Raw genomic sequence first — 19,822 nt, forward strand, 5'->3', positions numbered from 1 at the left:
GCGGTCATGACAGCCCCTCGGCGAGCGGCCCGAGGGCCAGCGCGGGGAAGTAGGTCAGACCGCTGATGATCAAGATCGTGCCGACGAGCAGCCCCGCGAAGAGCGGCTTCTCGGTACGGAGGGTGCCGGCGGTCTCGGGGACGGGCCGCTGCCCGGCGAGCGAGCCGGCGAGTGCCAGGACGAACACCATCGGCAGGAAGCGGCCGAGCAGCATGGCGAGGCCGATCGTGGTGTTGTACCAGGGGGTGTTGGCGTTGAGTCCGGCGAACGCGGAGCCGTTGTTGTTGGCTCCGGAGGTGAACGCGTAGAGGACTTCGGAGAATCCGTGCGGTCCTGCGCCCAGCGCCTTGGTGTTGAGGATCGAGCCCAGGGCGTCGGGCAGCACCATCGAAGCGGCGGTGAAGCCGAGTACCAGGGTGGGGGTGACCAGGAGGTAGCACGCGGCGAGTTTGATTTCGCGGGTGCCGATCTTCTTGCCGAGGTACTCGGGTGTCCTGCCGACCATCAGGCCGGCGATGAACACCGCGATGATCGCCATGATGAGCATGCCGTAGAGGCCGGATCCGACGCCGCCGGGGGCGATTTCACCGAGCATCATGCCGAGCAGTTGGATGCCGCCGCCGAACGCGGTGAACGAGGAGTGGAAGGAGTCGACGGCTCCGGTGGACGTGAGAGTGGTGGCGACCGAGAAGATCGCCGAGCCGCCGACGCCGAAGCGGTTCTCCTTGCCTTCCATGGCTGCGCCCGCGGCCTGAAGGGCCGGGCCGCCGTGCGCGAACTCGGTCCACATCATCAGCGCGGTGAAGCCGAGCCAGATGATGCCCATCGCGGCAAGGATGGCGTAGCCCTGCCGGAGGTTCCCGATGAGCCGGCCGAAGGTGCGGGTCAGCGAGAAGGGGATGACGAGGATCAGGAAGACCTCGAAGAGGTTGGTGAAGCCGTTGGGGTTCTCGAACGGGTGGGCGGAGTTGGCGTTGAAGTAGCCGCCGCCGTTGGTGCCGAGTTCCTTGATGACTTCCTGGGAGGCCACCGCGCCGCCGTTGGTCTGCTGGGTGCCGCCCATGAACTGTCCGAGCCCGTGGATGCCGGAGAAGTTCTGGATGGCGCCGCACGCGACGAGCACGATCGCGCCGACGACGGCGATCGGTATGAGCACGCGGGTGACGCCGCGCACCAGGTCGGTCCAGAAGTTGCCGAGGTCACCGGTGCGTCCGTCGGCGTCCGCTGCGCCGCCCCGGACGCGCGCCCGGACTCCGGCGAAGCCGCGGATCAGGGCGACGGCGACGGCCATCCCGGTGGCGGCCGATACGAAGTTCTGCACCGCGAGGCCGGCGGTCTGCACGACGTGGCCCATGGCCTGTTCGCCGCTGTAGGACTGCCAGTTGGTGTTCGCGACGAAGGACGCCGCGGTGTTGAACGCCTGGTCCGGGCTGATCGACGAGAAGCCGAGTGACAGCGGCAGGACGCCCTGGAGGCGCTGGAGCAGGTAGAGGAAGAGCAGTCCCGCCGCGGAGAACGCCAGCACCGACCGCAGGTAGGCGGGCCAGCGCATCCCGGCGTTCGGGTCGGCGCCTATGCAGCGGTAGATCACCTTCTCGACGCGCAGGTGTTTCGGGGAGCTGTAGACGGCGGCCATGTGGTCGCCGAGAGGGCGGTACGCCAGGGCCAACGCCGCGATGAGCGCTGTCAGCTGAAGCACGCCGGCAAGAACGGGGCTCATACGGTGCTCAGAACCTCTCCGGGAAAACGAGGGCGAGAACCAGATAGCCGAGCAGGGCGACGGCCACGACAAGGCCGACAATGTTCTCCACGGTCACAGCTTCGTCACCCCCTTGGCGACGAGAGCCACCAACGCGAAGACCGCGATCGTGACGACGACGAAGGCCACGTCGGCCATCGCTTGCTCCTAGGAACGGCGGGATTCGGACCCTTAGAGCAAACCCCCGTGACGTCGGCGCACGACCATCGTTGACGCCTCCCATACGGCGGTCGGCGTTCCCTTGACGGTTTCCCTACGCCCCCGCTCCCACCTGCGCCGACACCGTCGCGGACGCCTGCGCACAAGGGGCTCACGGCGGCACGCGGGCGGCGCACGGGCCGTCGTCACAGGGGGAATTCCAGCCGACACGAACAGGCGTGAACAGCAACAGGGGCCGTACCCCCGCGTGGGGAGTACGGCCCCTGTGACCGTGGTGCGATACGGCCCGCCATCGGAACCCGCGGCGCCACGCGCCGGCCGGCAGGTCCCGCTCGGCGGCCCTGGTTCAGCGGATCTCGGTGGTCTCCGGTCCGCGCTCCAGGCGCTCGACGCCGCCGCCGAAGCGCGACCCTTCGGCCGGCTCCTGCTGCACGCCGTCGGGCACCATCTGCGCGTCGTCCGGCAGCTTCAGGACGATCGGGTCACGCGGCGCCATCGGGGCGTCACCGCGGATCACGACGGTGTCCAGGAAGATGTGCTCCAGTACCCCGGCGGCCTGCGGCTGCACCGCGCCCTGCCCGGAGATGACGCCGCGCAGGAACCACCGCGGCCCGTCGACGCCGACGAAGCGCACGACCTGCACGCCGTTCGTCCCGTCCGGGAGCTGTACGGGCACCTGGGCGCGCAGTTCCCACCCGAGGGGGCCCTCGACCTCGTCGATGACGCCGCCCTGCTGGGTGATGCCGGAGGCGATCTCCTCGCGGACCTCGCCCCAGATCCCCTCGTTCTTGGGGGCGGCGAACGCCTGGAGCTGCACGGCGCTGTCCTGCAGCACCACCGTCGCGGCGACGATCGCGTCACCGGCGACCTCCACCCGCAGCTCCATGCCCTCGACGCCGGGCACGAACAGGCCGCCGAGGTCGACGCGGCCCTCGGCGGGGTCCTTGACCTCCGACACGTCCCAGGGCCCGTCGGGACGCGGCGCGGGCGGCAGGGCGAGCCGCTGGTCGTCAGCCGCGTCCTCCCCGTCGGCCTCGTCGCTCACCGCCGTCCCGTCGGCGAGCTCCGTGTCCTCCGCCGGCTCGTGCGCAGCCTCGTTCTTCTTGCGACGTCCGAACACGTCACTGTCCTTCCCGGTCGGCACCGACCGATGCGTAGCCATTCCCGCCCGTGGAGCCGCCCACCGCCGCATGGCCGCCGGTGGATCCGAATCCCCCCTCGGCCCGCGCCGAGCCGGGAAGTTCCGCCACCTCGTGGAAGCGCACCTTCTCGACCTGCTGGACGACCAATTGGGCGATCCGGTCGAACCTCTCGAACCGCACGCTCTCGCGCGGATCCAGATTGACCACGATCACCTTGATCTCCCCACGGTACCCGGCATCCACCGTCCCAGGGGCATTCACCAACGCCAGTCCGCAGCGGGCGGCGAGGCCGGAACGCGGGTGCACGAAGGCGGCGTAGCCGTCGGGCAGCGCGATCGACACACCGGTGGGCAGCACCGTGCGCTCACCCGGCGCGAGTTCGGCGGCCTCACAGGTCACCAGATCGACGCCGGCGTCGCCGGGATGCCCGTACGAGGGGACGGGTACGTCGGGGTCGAGCCGTCGCAGCAGTACGTCGACGGGATTGCGTCCCTGGCTCACGGGTTCACCTCGAAGGCACGTGCGCGCTTGACCTGGTCCGGGTCGGCCATCGCCGCCTGGATCTCCTCGGTCCTGCCATTGTCGATGAAGTGGTCGACCTTCACCTCGATGAAGACGGCGTCGGCCCGCACCGCGGCCGGTCCGTCGGGGCCGCCTATCCGGCCGACGGCGGTCGAGTAGATCTTCCGGCCGTGCACCGCGGTGACCCGTGCGTCCAGGTACAGCACGGTGCCGAGCGGCACCGGGCGCAGAAAGTCGGTCTCCAGCCTGCCGGTCACCGCGATCACCCGCAGCAGCCAGTTCAGCGCGCCCAGCGTCTCGTCGAGCGCGGTGGCCAGTACGCCGCCGTGCGCGAGGCCGGGGGCGCCCTGGTGGGCTTCCCTGACCGTGAATTCGGCGCGGACGCTCACGTCCTCGCCGGCCCGTGCCTCCAGGTGCAGGCCGTGCGGCTGTCCTGTGCCGCAGCCGAAGCAGCGGTCGTAGTGCGCGCCGAGAAGTTCTCCGGGCGCCGGCGCCTCGGGGTGCCGGACCGGGGCGACGGCGTCCTCGGGTGGCGTCAGCCGCGTCCTGGGTTCGTCAGTTCCACTCACGAGTGCAGACCCTACCCGCGCGCGTCAGGGGCCCGTGCCGCCGTGCCAAGCTGGTGCCATGCAGCCGTACGAAGAACGTCTCACCGCGCCCCGCTCCTGGTGGGTGATCGCCGCCCTGATCGGTGTCGCCTGCGCCCTGATGCTGCTCCCCGTGGGGACGCTGCCGATGCTCGGCGGGCTGATCGGCGGGGCGGCGCTGTCCGCGGTGGCGGTGAGCACGTACGGCTCGGCACGGATCCGGGTGGTCGGTGACGCGCTGATCGCCGGCGACGCGAAGATCCCGCTGACGGCGCTGGGCGCGGCCGAGGCGCTGGACGCGGAAGAGGCGGCGGCCTGGCGTACGCACAAGGCCGACGCCCGTGCGTTCATGCTGCTGCGCAGCTACATCCGTACCGCGGTGCGGGTGGAGATCGATGATCCGTCGGACCCGACGCCGTACGCGTATCTGTCGACGCGTGAGCCGGAGCGTCTGGTGGCGGCCCTGGCAGCCGTTCGCGCCTGACCTGCGGGACGGGGGCCGGGACGGGGGCGGCGGCCTGCGGAGCGGATCCCGGCCGGTCCTGTGCCTGCGGGCCGGTCAGGGGGTGCGCGGGGCGGCCGGAAGGGCGTCCCACGGCACCTGCCGGGCGCGCAGGTCCTTGCGGATGGTCGCCGCGAGCTTTCCGGTGTCCCGGCGGTTCAGGAACGCGCCGACCGCGGCGCCGACCAGGAACGGGGTGAGGTTGGGCAGATTGCGCAGCGTCCGCTTCATGATCTGCTGGCGCAGTTCGCGCTTCATCTGCCCGCCGAGCGCGACGTTCACCGTGGCCGGTCTCGTGACCTCGATGCCGCGTTCCCCGGTCCAGGACGTGAGGTAGGCCATGGCCCGCTGCTTGCGGGTGCCCTGCGGTCGCAGGCCGTAGACCTCGTGGAGTTCGGCGATGAGCTTGATCTCGACCGAGGCCACGCCGACGACTTCGGCGGCCAGCTCGGCCGGCATGGCGGGCGGCACCGGCAGCATCGCGGCGGCGCCCACACCGGCGCCGACCGTTGCGGTGGCCCTGGTGGCGCCCGCGACGAGCTTGTCGGCGAGTTCCTCGTGGGTCAGTCCGGGGAACTGGGCGCGCAGGGTGGCGAGGTCGCGGACCGGGATGCGCGGGGCGGTGGCGATCAGCCGGTCGGCGATGGCGGCGAGTGAGGCCCGCGCGCTCCCGCCGCCCTTTCGGGCGCCACGGCCGACCCTGACCGCGAGCGAGGCCACACGGCCCCGCTCCTGCGGTGCACCGGTCGTCCGCTCCGCGGGAAGGGCGGTCGGGTCGGCGGGCACGGGCGCGGTTTCCTCGCGTGATCGTGCGCCGGCCGCCGGACCTCTTACGCCCTTGTGGCCCTTACGGAACGGGTTCACGCCTGCCACGGCGTCGACCGGTCCTCAGGCCGCGCAGTCGCGGCAGATCGGGTTGCCGTTCTTGTCCTCCGCCGCGAGCTGGCTGCGGTGGTGGACCAGGAAGCAGCTCATGCACGTGAATTCGTCCTGCTGCTTGGGCAGGACCCGTACGGCGAGCTCTTCGTTGGACAGGTCGGCGCCGGGGAGTTCCAGGCCCTCGGCCTGCTCGAACTCGTCGACGTCGACGGCCGAGGCGGACTTGTCGTTCCGCCGCGACTTCAGTTCCTCGATGCTGTCCTCGTTGAGGTCATCATCTGTCTTGCGTGGGGTGTCGTAATCCGTAGCCATGTCGCTCTCCCCCTCTGGGTGTCTGCGGTGTCTCAGCGCTCGTAACGCGTGAGAGGCCGGACTTGTGCCCGACCTGAGGCGGAGATTTTGCCTCACATCAAGGTCTGTTACTCAATCGACACCCAACCGCACCCCTGGCGAGGTGATCGGTTTGGATGGCGAACAGGACCGTACACGGTCCGAATGTCGCATCGCGCGGATGCCATCACGTGTACTTCCCGTGATCAGGGCCCCGGGAAACCCGGATTTTCCCGGCTTTCCACCGGGTGTTTTGATCACGGAGAGTTGATGCCCGGAATGCGGCTCCTGTGAGCGATCACACACAGGAGAACGGCTGGGAAAGGCGTCTGAATTCCGCGCAAAGCGAACTCGGCGAAGGATGACCGCCGCGCCACCGTCCCGTCAAACCGTGACCCGGCCCCGAAGGGCTGTACGGCCGCTCAGCGGGCGATCGGCCGCACAAACGTCCGAGGAGGCCGGGGCCGCCGCTCCGCGCCTCCAGCAGCCGCACAGCCGCCACGGCGGGCCCCTCGGGGCACCGCCGTCACAGCGGCAGGGCGGTCACAGCGGGAGGACGACCCGCATCGTGAGCCCGCCGCCCTCACGCGGCTCCGCCGTAATGCTGCCGTCATGAGCACGCACCACGGAACGCACGATGGACAACCCCAGCCCCACACCCTTGTCACTACCGGTCCGCTCCGTACGCAACCTGCGGAACGGCTCGAAAAGGTTCTCCACCTCATACGCCGGAACCACCGGCCCCGTATTGGAGACCACCAGCACCGCACACCCCGGCTGCGGCTCGGTGGCAACCTCCACCCAACCCTCACGCGACACGTTGTACCGCACCGCGTTCTGCACCAGATTCAGCGCAATCCGCTCCAGCAGCACACCATTGCCCTGCACGAAGACCTGCTGACGCACCCCACGGAACTCCACACCCCGGGACTGCGCCTCCCCCCGCGACTGCTCCACCGCCTGCGACGCCACCTCCGACAGATCCACCGGCTTCTTGTCCACGATCTTGTTCTCGCTACGAGCCAGCAGCAGCAACCCCTCAACCAACTGCTCACTGCGCTCATTCGTCGCCAGCAGCGTCTTGCCCAACTGCGTCAGCTCAGGCGACGCACCCGGATCCGCAAGCTGCACCTCCAGCAACGTCCGATTGATCGCCAACGGCGTACGCAACTCATGCGAAGCATTGGCAACAAAACGCCGCTGCGACTCAAAAGCACGATCCAGACGGTCCAACATCTCGTCGAACGTGTCCGAAAGCTCCTTCAACTCATCATCAGGACCACCCAGCTCGATCCGACGATGCAGATCCGAACCAGCCACCCGCTGCGCAGTCCGCGTAATCCGCCCCAACGGCGACAGCACCCGCCCCGCCATCGCATAACCGAACGCGAACGCCACAATCGTCAACCCCAGCAACGCCAGCAGAGAACGGTTGAGCAGGGTGTTGAGGGCGAGCGCGCGCTGGTGCTGGAGGCATTCGGCGGTCGCGTGGTTGAGCTGGTCGATGGTGCCCACGGCGGACAGCCCGGGGCAGGTGGCGCTGGAGACGCTCAGATCGCGCGCCCCGTCGATCTTGAAGGGCAGTTGGTTGCCCGTGCCCAGGGCGTCGGCCGCCAGGATGTAGATGATCGTCAGCAGCACGATTCCGGCCATCAGGAACATGCCGCCGTACAGCAGCGTGAGCCGTATCCGGATGGTGGGGCGCAGCCAGGGGAAGGGCCGGACGTTGACCGGTTTGGGATCCCAGGTGGGCTTGGGCGGTGTGGGCGGCTGCTGGGGCGCCGCTTTCGAGAAGGAAGGCATCGAGGGCATCGGCGGTCAGATCCGGTATCCCGAGCCGGGGACGGTGACGATCACCGCGGGTTCACCGAGCTTGCGGCGCAGCGTCATGACGGTGACGCGGACGACGTTGGTGAAGGGATCGGTGTTCTCGTCCCATGCCTTCTCCAGGAGCTGTTCGGCCGAGACGACCGTGCCCTCGCTGCGCATCAGCACCTCCAGCACCGCGAATTCCTTCGGGGCGAGCTGGACCTCCCTGCCGTCGCGGAAGACCTCGCGGCGATTGGGGTCGAGCTTGATTCCGGCCCGCTCCAGGACGGGCGGCAGGGCGACGGTCGTACGGCGTCCCAGGGCCCGCACCCGGGCGGTCAGCTCGGTGAAGGCGAACGGCTTCGGAAGGTAGTCGTCCGCGCCGATCTCCAGGCCCTCGACGCGGTCGCTGACGTCCCCGGACGCGGTGAGCATCAGGACGCGGGTGGCGATCCCCAGCTCGACGATCCGGCGGCAGACGTCATCGCCGTGCACGAGCGGAAGATCGCGGTCCAGAACGACGACGTCGTAGTCGTTGACCGCGATTCTCTCCAAGGCGGCAGCGCCGTCGTAGACCACGTCGACGGCCATGGCCTCCCGGCGTAGTCCGGTGGCCACCGCATCGGCGAGCAGCTGCTCGTCCTCGACGACGAGAACACGCACGTCGCAATTCCTTCCCCAGGGGCCCCGCCAGGCAGGGCACAACAATGTCTCAGAGCCCTTCCATCCTGCCCCGAAGAGCCATAAACCGGCGGTAAGGGGGATGCGGAGGGGCGCCGAAGGCCCGATGGGCAGGATTCCCGGGCCGGTTGAGGTTTCCCTGAGGTTGCCCGCGGGGAGGACGACTGCACACCCGCGATCACGCCCTGGACGGCGTCCACCACCGACCCGTCCGCAGGGACCATGCCGTGATCGACCCACCCGTCGGCACACCCCGTGCCACCCGACCCACGACGAGGGGGCGCACCATGGACGCGTTCACCGCAGGAATTCTGCAGCGCATAAGGAACACCGAAGCCGACCTGGACCGTGCTCGCGCGGCGGGCGACGACTTCCTCGCGGAGGTCGAGCAGGCGGAACTCGAGGACCTCCAGCGCCTGGCCACCGAGCACGGCGTGGAGGTCAGCGCCGCGAGCGCCTGACGACAGGCCCGTATACGGAAGTGCGCCCCGGTACCCGTGAAGGGTGCCGGGGCGCCGCCGTGCCGCGTGCCGGTCAGTCGTGCCAGGCGCCCAGGTCCTCCAGCAGCGGCTGGAGCGTCCCGAACAGTTCCGGCGACGCGGCGACGGTCAGCTCGTGGGAGGGAGGGTCGCCCGGCCGGCCTCCGGTGAGCGCCCCCGCCTCGCGGGCGATGAGGTCGCCGGCCGCCAGGTCCCACGGGTTCAGGCCACGCTCGTAGTAGGCGTCCAGACGACCGCAGGCCACGTCGCACAGGTCGATCGCCGCCGAGCCGCCCCGGCGGATGTCGCGGACCTGCGGCACCAGGGTGCGCACCACATCGGCCTGGGCGGCGCGGCGCTCGGCGAGGTAGCCGAAGCCGGTACCGACCAGCGCCTGGGAGAGCGGCGGCGCGGGCCGGTGGCGGATGCGCTCGCCGTTGTTGAACGCGCCGCCGCCGAGCACGGCGTGGTAGGTCTCGCCGCGCAGGGGCGCCGCGACCACTCCCGCGACGGACTCGCCGTCCTTCTCCGCGGCGATGGACACCGCCCAGGAGGGCAGCCCGTACAGGTAGTTGACGGTGCCGTCGACGGGGTCGATGACCCAGCGCACGCCGCTGCTGCCCTCGACGCTGGCGCCCTCCTCGCCCAGGAAACCGTCGTGCGGGCGGCGCTCGGCGAGGAATTCGGTGATCAGCTTCTCGGAGGCGAGGTCCATCTCGGTGACGACGTCGATGGGGCTGGTCTTCGTGGCGGCCACGCCGAGGTCGGCGGGCCGGCCGTCGCGCAGCAACTGCCCGGCGCGGCGGGCGGCTTCGAGTGCCAGCTGGAGAAGTTCGTCGTACAGCGGGTCGGACACGGTGCTCCTTGCTCGGGCGAGCGGTGGTCGGGCGGGGTTCGGGCTGAGCGGTGCGGTGCCGGGGAGGGCGCCGTTATGCCGGGGCTTCGGCGGGGCCCCGCCAGTCGGCGCCGGCGGCGGCCGGGCGGGGGGCGCGCGCCGGGCAGCAGCCGACCGGGCACAGGTCGTGCGAGGCGGCGAGGGCGCCCAGGGCGCAGCGCTCCGGCGTGCGACCGCGCTCGGCGGCGGCGCGTTCCAGGACGAGGTCACGGACGGCGGCGGCGAAGCGCGGGTCGGCACCGACGGTCGCCGACCTGGCGACCGGCAGGCCCAGCTCCGCGGCCTTGGCGGTGGCCTCGGTGTCGAGGTCGTACTTGACCTCCATGTGGTCGGAGACGAAGCCGATGGGGGCCATCACGACGGCCGGGACACCGGAGCCGTGCAGCTCTTCGAGGTGGTCGCAGATGTCGGGTTCCAGCCACGGGATGTGCGGGGCGCCGCTGCGCGACTGGTAGACGAGCTGCCAGGGGTGGTCGATACCGGTCTCCTCGCGCACCGCGTCCGCGATCACCCGGGCCACGGCCAGGTGCTGGGCGACGTAGGCGCCGCCTTCGCCGTCGCTGGTGTGGTCCGCGGGGGGGCCCGAGGTGTCGGCAGCCGCGGTGGGGATGGAGTGTGTGGTGAAGGCGAGGTGGGCGCCGGGGCGCGCTTCCTCGGGCAGGTCGGCGAGGGAGGCGAGGATGCCGTCGACCATCGGCCGGATGAAACCCGGGTGGTTGAAGTAGTGCCGGAGCTTGTCGACCTGCGGGACGGGCAGGCCCTCCGTCTTCAGGGTGGTGAGCGCGTCGGCGAGGTTCTCGCGGTACTGGCGGCAGCCCGAGTACGAGGCGTAGGCGCTGGTCGCCAGGACGGCGATGCGGCGGTGGCCGTCGCGCACCATGGCGCGCAGGGTGTCCGTCAGGTAGGGCGCCCAGTTGCGGTTGCCCCAGTAGACGGGCAGGTCCAGGCCGTGCCCGGCGAAGTCCTTGCGCAGCGCGTCGAGCAGCTGCCGGTTCTGGGCGTTGATGGGGCTGACTCCCCCGAACAGGAAGTAGTGCTGCCCCACCTCCTTGAGCCGCTCGCGGGGGATGCCGCGCCCGCGGGTGACGTTCTCCAGGAACGGGACGACGTCGTCGGGGCCTTCGGGGCCGCCGAAGGAGAGCAGCAGCAGGGCGTCGTAAGGACGGGAATCGTACTGTTCGGGCATGCCATCGATCCTCCCACTCTTCCCCCGGGAACGGCGGGCAGGTCCCGCTCCCCGTCGGCCGGGAGTGTGCGAACGGGGCGCAGGGGCAGCTGCCTGCGCGGGCGTCGCGGGCCGTACGCGGACGGCCGGAAAATCGGAGGCGGGCGCTCTCCGGTCCCCGTAAGCTGTATCGGCCCTGTTCGTTCCTTACCGATCTTCGGTCCTCATCCGGCGGAGCGCCCCCCGTTGCCCAGTCCCTACCGCGCCATCTTCGGCCCGCCCGGTACCAAGTCCTTCTCCGCCGCCGGGCTCCTGGGGCGGATGCCGCTGTCGATGCTGGGCATCGGCGTGGTCACGATGGTGTCCCAGCTGACCGGCCGTTACGGCCTGGCGGGCGCGCTCTCCGCGACCCTCGCGCTGTCCGCCGCGCTGTTCGGGCCGCAGATCTCCCGGCTGGTGGACCGGTACGGCCAGCGTCCGGTGCTGCGTCCGGCGACGCTGGTGTCAGTCGCCGCGGTCGCCGGACTGCTGGTCAGCGCGCAGCAACGGTGGGCGGACTGGACGCTGTTCGTCTTCGCAGCCGCCGCGGGCTGTGTGCCGAGTGTGGGGTCGATGATCCGGGCGCGCTGGGCGGAGCTCTACCGCGGCTCACCGCGCGAGCTGCACACCGCGTACTCCTGGGAATCGATCGTCGACGAGTGCTGCTTCATCTTCGGCCCGATCCTGTCGATCGGGCTGTGCACGGTGTGGTTCCCGGAGTCCGGGCCGCTGCTGGCAGCCCTCTTCCTGGTGGCCGGGGTGTTCTGGCTGACGGCCCAGCGGGCGACGGAACCGGTGCCGCAGCCGCGTGAGCAGCACGCCAAGGGGTCGGCGCTGCGGTCCAAGGGGCTGCAGGTGCTGGTGGCGACGTTCGTGTCCACCGGTGCGATCTTCGGGGCGATCGACGTGGTGACCGTCGCGTTCGCGGAGGAGAAGGGCCACAAGGGGGCCGCCAGTCTGGTGCTGTCGGTCTACGCGCTCGGCTCGTGCCTGGCGGGCGCCGTGTTCGGGCTGCTGCACCTCAAGGGACATCCGTCCCGCCGGTGGGTGGCGGGGCTGTGCGTGATGGCGGTGAGCATGGTGCCGCTGCAACTGGTGGGGTCGCTGCCGCTGTTGGCGGTGGCGTTGTTCGTGGCGGGTCTGTCGGTCGCGCCGACGATGGTGACGACGATGGCGCTGGTCGAGGAACACGTACCGCGGGCGAAGCTGACCGAAGGCATGACGTGGACGAGCACCGGCCTCGCGGTGGGTGTCGCGCTGGGCTCTTCGGCGGGCGGCTGGGTCGTGGACGCCGCGGGCGCGGGCCGGGGCTACCTGGTGCCGTGCGTGGCGGGTGTGCTCGCCGCGGTGGTGGCGCTCGTCGGATTCCGCAGGCTCCGCCCGGGGGCCGCGGGTGCGCAGCCGGCGGTCACCATCATCGCGGAACGGGGCGGCCCCGCCCCGCAGGACGAACGGCCCGACGGGGAGCGGGTGCGGTAATCACGCGCGCGAGCCGCCCGCCCCCGGGCGGCCTCATGAAACCAGCCGCCTCCTTGTGGCCCACCCGAACCGAGCTGCTCCTTGTGGTCCACGCTGCGTGGACCACGTGAACCAAGCCGCCTCCTGGAGAACCACCGGAAGTAAGCCGCCCTCAGGAGGCTCACGTAAACCAACAGTCTCCTTGCGGGCCACTGTTACGGACCGCCCACACCCGGCCGCCCCGGGCGGACGACAGCAACCAGCCGCCCCCTTGCGGCTCCTGCGGACTCACGTCCGCCCGAGACGCGACAGTCACCGCGGCATCACAGTCGCCGCAGCCGCCGACACCCCGACCCGCCTCCTTGCGGCCCATGTGAACCAACCCACCTCCTGGCAGCCCGTGTGAACCCACCCACCTCCTGGCGGACGCAATCGCCGCGCAGTCGGTGTGACATGTCCCGGAGCCGGGCGATTACCACCGATTCCTTGATCATGTGATTCCCGTCACCTCACCGGGACGGGCCTGCGGTGACTGGCATCATGCGCTCAGCTCACACCAACGGCGGTCCGTGGGACCGCCCGCGCGGAGGGAGGGGACGTCACCATGGCAGCCAGCAACGCCGCCGTCGGCTCGGGAGGACGCGGCTCGGGAGGGCCGTGGCGCAACTGGGCGGGCAACGTCACCACCCGCCCCGCCCGCACCGTGACCCCCTCCAGCACCGAGGAGTTGGCGACCGCCGTCCGCACCGCCGTCGACGACGGACTGACCGTCAAGGCCGTCGGCACCGGCCACTCCTTCACCTCGGCCGCCGCCACCGACGGACTGCTGGTGCGCCCGGACCGGCTGACCGGTGTGCGCACGATCGACCGGACGGCAGGAACGGTGACCGTCGCCGCGGGCACACCCCTCGTGCATCTCAACCGGACTCTGGCCGCGCACGGACTGTCGCTGACCAACATGGGCGACATCATGGAGCAGACCGTCTCCGGCGCCACCAGCACCGGCACCCACGGCACCGGACGCGACTCCGCCTCGCTCGCCGCCCAGATCACCGCCCTGGAACTGGTCACTGCCGACGGCTCGGTGCTCCGCTGCTCCGCGAAGGAGAACCCGGACGTCTTCGACGCGGCCCGGCTGGGCCTCGGCGCCCTGGGCGTGGTCAGCGAGCTGACGTTCGCCGTGGAGCCGGAGTTCCTGCTGACCGCCCGCGAGGAGCCGATGGGCTTCGACGAGGTGACCGGCCGCTTCGACGAACTGGTCGCCGAGAACGAGCACTTCGAGTTCTACTGGTTCCCGCACACCGGCAGCTGCAACACCAAGCGCAACAACCGCAGCCAGGGCCCGGCCGCACCGCCCGGCAGGATCAGCGGCTGGATCGAGGACGAGCTGCTGTCCAACGGGGTCTTCCAGGTCGCCTGCTCCGTCGGACGGGCCGTGCCCGCGGCGGTCCCCGGTATCGCGAAGGTCTCCAGCCGCGCCCTGTCGGCCCGTACGTACACCGACATCCCGTACAAGGTCTTCACCTCGCCGCGGCGGGTGCGGTTCCTTGAGATGGAGTACGCGCTGCCCCGGTCCGCCGCGGCCGAGGCGCTGCGGGAGCTGAAGACGCTCGTCGAACGGTCCCCCTTCAAGGTCAGCTTCCCGGTGGAGGTGCGGACCGCGCCGGCCGACGACCTGCCGCTGTCGACAGCGTCCGGCCGCGACACCGTCTACATCGCGGTGCACATGTACCGCGGCACGCCGCACCAGGCGTACTTCGCGGCCGTCGAGCGGATCATGACGGCGCACGCGGGTCGCCCGCACTGGGGCAAGCTGCACACCCGCGACGCCGACTACCTGGCGGGCGTCTATCCGCGGTTCGACGCGTTCACCGCGGTGCGCGACCGGCTGGATCCGGAGCGCCGGTTCGGCAACAGCTACCTGCGGCGGGTGCTCGGTTCCTGACGCGGTACGGCCGCGGTCCGGCACCCGGAGAGGGTGCCGGACCGCGGCCGTAGTGCAGAGAGGTGCGGGTCAGGAGGCGTCGGGCGCCGGCGGTTGCGTGGCGGACTGGTCGCTCTGCCGGTCCTGCTCGCTCTGGCCGGTGGATCCGTCGCCGGTGCCACTGCCGTCGCCCGTCGATGCGCTGGGGTCCGGGTTTGTGGTGGGGCCCGTCGAGGGCGTGCCGCCGTCGGATGGGGTGGCGGTCGGCGTCGGCGTCTCCTTGCCGGTGCCGCTGCCCGTTCCCGTTCCCTTGCCGGTGTCGCCGGAGCTGCTGGGGTCCGGGGTGGGGCCGCTGCTGCCGTGTCCGGTGCCGGTGTCGGTGCCGTCGGACTGTCCCGGGTCGGGCGTCTGCGGCGTTTCGGGGGCCTGCCGGTGGGAGCCACCGGTGCGGGTGAGGTTGCCCAGGGTGGTGCCCTGACCGCCGCTCGGGGTCTCCCCCGTGATCAGTTCGACGCCGGTGACCACACCCATGGAGAGCACGAAGATGCCGAGCGTGGCGAGCGCCGGCCGCCGCCAGCCCCGCAGCCGGGTGCCGTACGTCGCGGTGCTGACCTCATCGGTCGCCCCCAAAACCGCCGGGCCCGCGCCGCCGCGCACGTCCGGGGCGTCCGCCCGGCCGAGCGCCATGGTGTGGTCGTCGAGCCGCGGCACCAGCTGCGTACGGTCGGTGGCGCGGCCCGCGTCGGCGCCGTCCGTCTTCCGCAGCGCGCGGGTCGCGTCCGTGCCGGCGGCCCGCAGCATCCGGGTCGCCGCGTCGTCCTCGGCGGACGGCCGGGTGGCGTCGGGGCGTCGCAGCAGCTGCGTACGGTCGTTGCCGGGAGCCGCACCGGAGCCGGACCGGCGGGCGGCGACGGAGGTGACCTCGTCCTCGGCGCCCTGCCTGTCGAACGTCGGGAGCACCGTCGTCGCGTCGGCCTGAGGCGCTCCCCGGGTGGCGGGGCTGGCGTCGGCCGTGCGCCGCGGCCTGGGCCGGGTGGTGACCTTCGCCTCCTTGAGCTGCTCCCCCGTCCGCCGGAACAGATGCTGGAAGACCGAGCCGCCGGTCGTGGCCACAACGCTGACCACACCCGCGCCGATGATGGTTCCGTAGACGCCGAGCTGACCCGCGAGGAAGGCGGCGATCGCCGCCGCGAGAGCACTGCCCGCAACCTGAGGCACGCTCAGGTCGATCCGTTTCTCCTTTTTCTTCGCGTCGCTTTCGGTTTTTTCGTCCATCTCCAGCCCTTGATCGACATTTTCGCTCCACCTTGCGCAGGTAAGGAACTTTTAGGCGAAGTGATTAGTTCCGGATCTGGAGATTCTGTGAACCTTGCCACCTGTGGTCGCGGTAGAGAGATCGACAAGGCGACCCAACTCCGTTTCCGCACCAGAACTTCAGCGGCGCGGCGGTGCACCTCAGTGGCCCGAATGGAGTACTGTGGCGAGCCCTGGCCCCGGGATCCCGTCCGGCTGCCCGGACTCACGGGAAGGGGCCCTACAGGCGGCACCCGCCCTGGGGCGCCGCTGCTCGGCACGGGTGATCGGTCCCAGGGCAGGCGGTACGGTCACCGAGCGTTGCGAACAGGTAACCGTGTCACCACGGCGTTTACGGGCCAAGGTCCGACACGCCGGGCAACTCGGCAATGTTGTGGCAGGCTGCACCCGGGCAGGCCACACTCGACTAGCGGAAGCAGCGACGCACGTGACGTCGGCAGGCACCACCCGGGAGGTCCCCATGCCCGAACTGCGTGTCGTGGCCGTCTCCAACGACGGCACACGGCTGGTGCTCAAAGCTGCGGACAGCACCGAGTACACGCTTCCGATCGACGAGCGGCTGCGCGCCGCCGTCCGCAACGACCGTGCGCGTCTCGGCCAGATCGAGATCGAGGTCGAGAGCCACCTCAGGCCGCGGGACATCCAGGCGCGTATAAGAGCCGGCTCTTCCGCGGAGGAAGTCGCCCAGCTCGCCGGCATCCCGGTCGAGCGGGTGCGCCGCTTCGAGGGCCCGGTACTCGCCGAGCGCGCCTTCATGGCCGAGCGTGCCCGCAAGACCCCCGTACGACGCCCCGGCGAGAACACCGGGCCGCAGCTCGGCGAGGCGGTCGCCGAGCGCATGCTGCTGCGCGGCGCCGACAAGGACAGTGCCCAGTGGGACTCCTGGCGCCGGGACGACGGCACCTGGGAAGTGCTGCTGGTCTACCGCGTCGCCACCGAGCCGCACTCCGCGAGCTGGACGTACGACCCGCCGCGGCGGCTCGTCCAGGCCGTGGACGACGAGGCGCGGGCGCTGATCGGTGAGGCCGACGACACTCCCGAGCCGAGCTTCCCGTTCGTGCCCCGGATCGCGCGGCTGCCGCGTGACCGGCCGCTGGACCGCGCTCTGGACCGGCAGATGCCGGACCGCGAGCGCGCGGAACGTACCGCTCCGGCCGAGGAGGAGGCCGAGCCGCGGGTTCCCGAGGAAGCTGTCGGGGAACGCGAGCGGGATTCGCTGACCAGCCTGCTGGAGGCGGTGCCCAGCTTCCGCGGCGACATGGTCGTGCCGGAGACCGTCAAGGCGCCGCCGATCGACGAGCCGGAGGAGGACGAGGTCGAGGAGCCGGCCGCGCCTGCGGCCAGCGCAGGTGCCGGCTCCGCGTACGCCGACGTGCTGATGCCGCGGGCCGTCGCCGGCCACCGTGACCGGCTGACCGGAACGACCGACCGGCAGGCCGAGGCCGACGGTGTCCGGCCGGGACGCCGTGCCGCGGTACCCAGTTGGGACGAGATCGTCTTCGGCACCCGGCGCAAGAAGCCCGAATAGCGAGACGCCGCACCCGCGCGAAACCGCCCGCCCCGCCCCGTGCCGTACGGGGCGGGCGGTTCGGCTGCGCGGTCCGGCTCAGCCGGGCAGGCCGCCGGTGGCCACCGGGCGGGACGCGTCGGACGACCAGGCGCTCCACGACCCGACGTACAGCGCGGCCGGGATGCCGGCGACCGCCAGGGCGAGCACCTCGTGAGCGGCGGAGACGCCGGAACCGCAGTAGACACCGACCTCGGCGCCGTCCTTGGCGCCCAGTGCCGCGAAGCGCGCCGCGAGGGCGCCGGTGCCGCGGAAGGTGCCGTCCTCGGTGACGTTCTCGGTCGTGGGTGCGCTGACCGCGCCCGGGATGTGACCGCCGACGCGGTCGATGGGCTCGACGTCGCCCCGGTAGCGTTCGGCGGCGCGTGCGTCCAGGAGGACGCCGGTTCGTGCCAGTGCGGCGGCCTCGTCCGCCGTCAGCACCGGCAGTGCGCCCGGTGCAGGGGTGAAGTCACCGGCGGACGGTACCGGAATCTCACTCGTCAGAGTGGCTCCCGACGCCGTCCAGGAGGCCAACCCGCCGTCCAGCACCCGCACATCGGGGTGACCTGCCCAGCGCAGCAGCCACCAGGCGCGGGCCGCGGCCCAGCCCTGCCCGGCGTCGTACACGACCACAGGGCGGTCGCTGCGGACGCCGGCCGCCCGCATGGCGTCGGCGAAGACCGCGAGATACGGCAGCGGGTGGCGGCCGTCGGCTCCCGGGGGCCCGGCCAGTTCCGTGTCGAGGTCGACGTAGACCGCGCCGGGCAGGTGTCCTGTCGCGTACTGAGGGCGGCCGGGCGGGCCACCGAGCTGCCAGCGGACGTCCAGGAGGGCGGGCGGTGTGCCCGTCGACAACGTGTTCGCGAGTTCGGGAGCGGTGATGAGGTGATTCATGGGTCGCATCCTTGCGTAGAGATGGCTACGTACAGAAGGCGGGTGCCCACCCTGCGTATGACGGAGTTGCGTCGGCCGGTTCGGCCGCCGAACCGGATGTGCACCGGCAAAAACGGTCATTCTCCCGCACGAACCCGGCAGCAACGGCGCGGCCGGGGCGCACGGTGGGTCACCTGGTGCGAGCATCTGGTCGGGTCTTGCACCCATCCCCCCACACACATGGCCACCATCCCAATGGTCCGAGGAGAGAGTGACGATGACGACCGAGGCAGCGACTCGGCGGATGTCCGGCGCACCCTGCTGGGTGAGCCTCATGGCACACAGTCTGTCCGCGACGCAGGAGTTCTACGGCGCGCTTTTCGACTGGGAGTTCCGACCGGGCCCGCAGCACTTGGGGCCGTACGCCAGGGCGTTCATCAACGGGAGGGAGGTGGCGGGACTCGGCGAACTGGCGCCCGACCGGCAACTGCCAGGCGCCTGGACCACTTATCTGGCCAGTGACGACGCGGACGCGACCGCCGAGCAGATCCGCTGCTGCGGCGGGACGGTGGGGGTCGGGCCGCTGGACGCGGACGACGCCGGCCGGATGGCGATCGCCGTCGACCCGCAGGGCGCGGTCTTCGGTATCTGGCAAGGGAGAGCGATGACCGGCACGGCTGCCGTCGGCGAGCCTGGCACTCCGGTGTGGAACGAACTGGTCACCCAGGAAACCCATGCGGTCGGCCCGTTCTACGAGAACGTCTTCGGCTACACCTCGCAGGCCGTGGTCTCGGCCGACTTCGACTACCTGACCCTGTGCCTCAACGGGCAGGCGGTGGCCGGTATCCACGGCGTGGGGCAGGCGCTGCCGCCGGACCGCGGTGCGCACTGGATGACGTACTTCGCCGTCCCGGACACCGACACCGCGGCGAGGCGGGTCGTCGAGCTGGGCGGGCAGGTGCTGCACGCACCCCGGGACTCCGCCCACGGGCGGCTGGCGGTGGCCGCCGACAGTGAGGGCGCCGTCTTCACGCTCGTCCAGCCGGCCGCCTGACGGGGCCCTATCGGGACGCGTCGACCGGGAGGACGTCCGGGGAGAGGGCGGCGGCGTGGGCGGTCGCCGAGGTCTGGCGGCGGCGATGGTGGCGCCGGCACAGCACCTCGTAGCCGACGTCCGCCTGCCGGTTGTCGACATCGCCGACGACGACCTGGGCACCCTCGACGACCATCCGGCCGCCGACCGTGCGGGCATTGTGTGTGGCCCGCGCGCCGCACCAGCAGAGCGCCTCGACCTGAAGTACCTCTATCCGGTCGGCCAGTTCGACCAGGCGCTGGGAGCCGGGGAAGAGCTTGCTGCGGAAGTCCGTGGTGATGCCGAACGCGAAGACGTCCAGCGCGAGGTCGTCGACGACCCGGGCGAGCTGGTCGACCTGTTCGGGGGCGAGAAACTGGGCCTCGTCGGCGATGACGTAGTCGACCCGGCCGCCGGAGCTGAGACGGCCGACGATGTGGGTGTAGAAGTCCATGTCGTCGGCCGCCTCGACGGCTTCCGTGACCAGCCCGAGGCGGGAGGAGAGCTTGCCGTGGCCGGCCCGGTCGTTACGGGTGTAGATCAGGCCCTGTAGCCCGCGGGCCGAGCGGTTGTGCTCGATCTGCAGAGCGAGGGTGCTCTTTCCGCAGTCCATCGTTCCGGAGAAGAACACCAGCTCGGGCATGGGGAGTTGCGGGCCTTTCGGGCTCGTACGGGCACAGCGGC

General features: G+C 71.1%; 20 protein-coding genes. 6 read left to right on the forward strand and 14 right to left on the reverse strand.

Translation table 11 applies throughout. The annotated features are described in order from the left end of the window. Window positions 1-4: 4 nt before the first annotated feature. The 5 genes from kdpA to ACGFNI_RS25445 all read right to left on the reverse strand — a co-directional run bounded on the left by kdpA (window position 5) and on the right by ACGFNI_RS25445 (window position 4,151). Window positions 5-1,720 (reverse strand): potassium-transporting ATPase subunit KdpA, encoded by a 1,716-nt coding sequence (gene kdpA, locus ACGFNI_RS25425; protein WP_393686951.1) that lies wholly within the window; start codon window positions 1,718-1,720, stop codon window positions 5-7. 7 nt (window positions 1,721-1,727) lie between these two features. Continuing rightward, window positions 1,728-1,817, reverse strand: a complete 90-nt coding sequence (gene kdpF, locus ACGFNI_RS25430) for a K(+)-transporting ATPase subunit F (RefSeq protein WP_018543380.1) — start codon at window positions 1,815-1,817, stop codon at window positions 1,728-1,730. Between the two features lie 447 nt (window positions 1,818-2,264). Continuing rightward, window positions 2,265-3,038 carry a DUF3710 domain-containing protein gene (locus ACGFNI_RS25435; protein ID WP_393686952.1) on the reverse strand — a complete coding sequence of 258 codons (774 nt, stop codon included), beginning with the start codon at window positions 3,036-3,038 and terminating at the stop codon, window positions 2,265-2,267. 1 nt (window position 3,039) lies between these two features. Beyond that, window positions 3,040-3,561 (reverse strand): dUTP diphosphatase, encoded by a 522-nt coding sequence (dut, locus tag ACGFNI_RS25440; protein WP_393686953.1) that lies wholly within the window; start codon window positions 3,559-3,561, stop codon window positions 3,040-3,042. Continuing rightward, the gene (locus ACGFNI_RS25445; RefSeq protein ID WP_393686954.1) at window positions 3,558-4,151 is read right to left on the reverse strand and encodes a PaaI family thioesterase; all 594 of its coding nucleotides are present in this window, start codon (window positions 4,149-4,151) and stop codon (window positions 3,558-3,560) included. Before ACGFNI_RS25445 ends, dut begins: the two co-directional genes overlap by 4 nt. A gap of 58 nt (window positions 4,152-4,209) precedes the next feature. Here ACGFNI_RS25445 and ACGFNI_RS25450 point away from each other — a divergent pair, with 58 nt between their 5' ends. After that, window positions 4,210-4,653, forward strand: coding sequence for a DUF3093 domain-containing protein (locus tag ACGFNI_RS25450; protein ID WP_393686955.1), 444 nt, complete (start codon window positions 4,210-4,212; stop codon window positions 4,651-4,653). Window positions 4,654-4,728: 75 nt separating this feature from the next. Here the strand turns inward: ACGFNI_RS25450 and ACGFNI_RS25455 are convergent, their stop codons facing one another. From ACGFNI_RS25455 to ACGFNI_RS25470, 4 genes are all read right to left on the reverse strand, one after another. Then, window positions 4,729-5,457 carry a hypothetical protein gene (locus ACGFNI_RS25455; protein WP_393686956.1) on the reverse strand — a complete coding sequence of 243 codons (729 nt, stop codon included), beginning with the start codon at window positions 5,455-5,457 and terminating at the stop codon, window positions 4,729-4,731. A 102-nt stretch (window positions 5,458-5,559) separates the two neighbouring features. Beyond that, complete coding sequence (locus ACGFNI_RS25460; protein ID WP_016575747.1) at window positions 5,560-5,862, reverse strand: DUF4193 domain-containing protein; 303 nt, start codon at window positions 5,860-5,862, stop codon at window positions 5,560-5,562. A 561-nt stretch (window positions 5,863-6,423) separates the two neighbouring features. Next, window positions 6,424-7,692 (reverse strand): sensor histidine kinase, encoded by a 1,269-nt coding sequence (locus ACGFNI_RS25465; RefSeq protein ID WP_393686957.1) that lies wholly within the window; start codon window positions 7,690-7,692, stop codon window positions 6,424-6,426. Between the two features lie 6 nt (window positions 7,693-7,698). Continuing rightward, entirely contained in the window at window positions 7,699-8,352 is a 654-nt protein-coding gene (locus ACGFNI_RS25470; RefSeq protein ID WP_227044348.1) for a response regulator transcription factor, read from the reverse strand. 245 nt (window positions 8,353-8,597) lie between these two features. Between ACGFNI_RS25470 and ACGFNI_RS25475 the strand changes: the two genes are divergently transcribed. After that, the gene (locus ACGFNI_RS25475; RefSeq protein ID WP_393687070.1) at window positions 8,598-8,831 is read left to right on the forward strand and encodes a hypothetical protein; all 234 of its coding nucleotides are present in this window, start codon (window positions 8,598-8,600) and stop codon (window positions 8,829-8,831) included. Between the two features lie 73 nt (window positions 8,832-8,904). Here the strand turns inward: ACGFNI_RS25475 and ACGFNI_RS25480 are convergent, their stop codons facing one another. Together ACGFNI_RS25480 and ACGFNI_RS25485 are read right to left on the reverse strand one after the other, a co-directional pair. Further along, on the reverse strand, window positions 8,905-9,705 hold the full coding sequence (locus tag ACGFNI_RS25480; RefSeq protein ID WP_393686958.1) for an inositol monophosphatase family protein: 801 nt from the start codon (window positions 9,703-9,705) through the stop codon (window positions 8,905-8,907). 73 nt (window positions 9,706-9,778) lie between these two features. Beyond that, window positions 9,779-10,930, reverse strand: a complete 1,152-nt coding sequence (locus tag ACGFNI_RS25485) for a ferrochelatase (RefSeq protein WP_393686959.1) — start codon at window positions 10,928-10,930, stop codon at window positions 9,779-9,781. A 225-nt stretch (window positions 10,931-11,155) separates the two neighbouring features. On the opposite strand from ACGFNI_RS25485, the gene ACGFNI_RS25490 reads away from it, so the two are divergent. Further along, window positions 11,156-12,427: an MFS transporter gene (locus ACGFNI_RS25490; protein ID WP_393686960.1), complete on the forward strand. Its 1,272-nt coding sequence runs from the start codon at window positions 11,156-11,158 to the stop codon at window positions 12,425-12,427. 583 nt (window positions 12,428-13,010) lie between these two features. Then, window positions 13,011-14,351 (forward strand): D-arabinono-1,4-lactone oxidase, encoded by a 1,341-nt coding sequence (locus ACGFNI_RS25495; RefSeq protein WP_393686961.1) that lies wholly within the window; start codon window positions 13,011-13,013, stop codon window positions 14,349-14,351. Between the two features lie 69 nt (window positions 14,352-14,420). Here the strand turns inward: ACGFNI_RS25495 and ACGFNI_RS25500 are convergent, their stop codons facing one another. Then, window positions 14,421-15,605: a hypothetical protein gene (locus ACGFNI_RS25500; RefSeq protein WP_393686962.1), complete on the reverse strand. Its 1,185-nt coding sequence runs from the start codon at window positions 15,603-15,605 to the stop codon at window positions 14,421-14,423. Window positions 15,606-16,104: 499 nt separating this feature from the next. Here ACGFNI_RS25500 and sepH point away from each other — a divergent pair, with 499 nt between their 5' ends. Beyond that, window positions 16,105-17,172 carry a septation protein SepH gene (gene sepH / locus ACGFNI_RS25505; RefSeq protein WP_393686963.1) on the forward strand — a complete coding sequence of 356 codons (1,068 nt, stop codon included), beginning with the start codon at window positions 16,105-16,107 and terminating at the stop codon, window positions 17,170-17,172. Window positions 17,173-17,250: 78 nt separating this feature from the next. On the opposite strand, the gene ACGFNI_RS25510 is transcribed toward sepH, so the two are convergent. Further along, a complete protein-coding gene (locus ACGFNI_RS25510; RefSeq protein ID WP_393686964.1) occupies window positions 17,251-18,087 on the reverse strand; it encodes a sulfurtransferase in 837 nt (278 codons plus the stop codon). A gap of 256 nt (window positions 18,088-18,343) precedes the next feature. Here ACGFNI_RS25510 and ACGFNI_RS25515 point away from each other — a divergent pair, with 256 nt between their 5' ends. Continuing rightward, complete coding sequence (locus ACGFNI_RS25515; protein ID WP_393686965.1) at window positions 18,344-19,120, forward strand: VOC family protein; 777 nt, start codon at window positions 18,344-18,346, stop codon at window positions 19,118-19,120. Window positions 19,121-19,127: 7 nt separating this feature from the next. Here ACGFNI_RS25515 and ACGFNI_RS25520 read toward each other — a convergent pair whose 3' ends face one another. Beyond that, window positions 19,128-19,781 carry a thymidine kinase gene (locus ACGFNI_RS25520; protein ID WP_393686966.1) on the reverse strand — a complete coding sequence of 218 codons (654 nt, stop codon included), beginning with the start codon at window positions 19,779-19,781 and terminating at the stop codon, window positions 19,128-19,130. Window positions 19,782-19,822: the final 41 nt, after the last annotated feature.

The organism is Streptomyces sp. NPDC048644, assembly GCF_043199105.1.
GTDB lineage: Bacteria > Actinomycetota > Actinomycetes > Streptomycetales > Streptomycetaceae > Streptomyces.